Genomic DNA, 1,077 nt, shown 5'->3' with positions numbered 1-1,077 from the left:
TAAATGAGGTAACGGCCAACGGCGCCGTTATGGCAAGCCCCCGGTTTTACCGACGGCGGGCCAATGGAGCCCAAACAGAGAGGAAGGAACATCACGGCCATGATCGGCCAGCAGAACCTGAGCCAGTCACAGAATGACCTGTCCACTTCCATGGAGCGTCTGTCCTCGGGGTTGAAGATCAACAGCGCCGCCGACGACGCCGCCGGCCAGGCCATCGCCAACCGCATGAGCAGCCAGATCAACGGCCTCAGCCAAGCGCAGAGCAACGCCAACGACGGTATTTCCGTCGCGCAGACCACCGAAGGCGCTCTCAACCAGGTCAACGACAACCTACAGCGCGTGCGTGAACTGACCGTTCAGGCCGAAAACGGCACTAACAGCCAGGAAGATTTGAACTCCATTCAGGACGAGATCAACCAGCGCTTGGGTGAAATCGACCGTATCTCCGAGGAAACCAGCTTCAACGGCGTCGACGTTCTCGCCAAAGATCAGGAAATGTCCATCCAGGTCGGCTCCGAAGATGGCCAGACCATCACCATGAACCTCAAAGAAGTCAACTCCGAGACACTGGATCTGGGTAATTTCAATGTGAATGGCAGCTCTGAAGCTTCCGTCTCCGATGTACTGGGCCAAGCAGCTAGTGGTGATAGCGTAACCGTTGGTAGCGGTGGCAGTGCAGCAACTTACGAGTCCGATGGCGACACTTGGACACAATCCGGCAGTAGCGGTGTTGGTGAAGATGGTGATCCAATCAGCGTCGCTGACCTGAAAACAGAGATTAGCGATGCTGGCGCTAGCGGTAGTACGGCGAGTATCGATAGTGCCGATGCCGACCCCATCAACATTTCAGCCGAGGGTGAGGTTACTGATCCTAGTAATAGCGGCGATGCTGTCTACGTCGAGAACGACGGACTGACATCCAACCCCGAGACAACAGCAACCGAAACCCCCCTCGACTCACTGGACTCTGCCATCAGCCAAGTCGACAGCCAGCGCTCCGAACTGGGTGCCCTACAGAACCGCTTCGACTCGGCCATCACCAATCTGAACACCACTGAGACCAACCTCACCTCAGCC

The 1,077-nt window shown here is 56.9% G+C and carries 1 protein-coding gene; it reads left to right on the top strand.

The annotated features are described in order from the left end of the window. Positions 1–99: 99 nt before the first annotated feature. Positions 100–1,077, top strand: a 978-nt coding sequence (locus OP496_RS17920; protein ID WP_280565295.1) for a flagellin, incomplete at its 3' end; no start/stop codon positions are given.

The organism is Chromohalobacter sp. 48-RD10 (assembly GCF_029889785.1).
In the GTDB taxonomy this organism is placed as follows: domain Bacteria; phylum Pseudomonadota; class Gammaproteobacteria; order Pseudomonadales; family Halomonadaceae; genus Chromohalobacter.
This window is presented reverse-complemented; position numbering and strand designations above follow the sequence as displayed.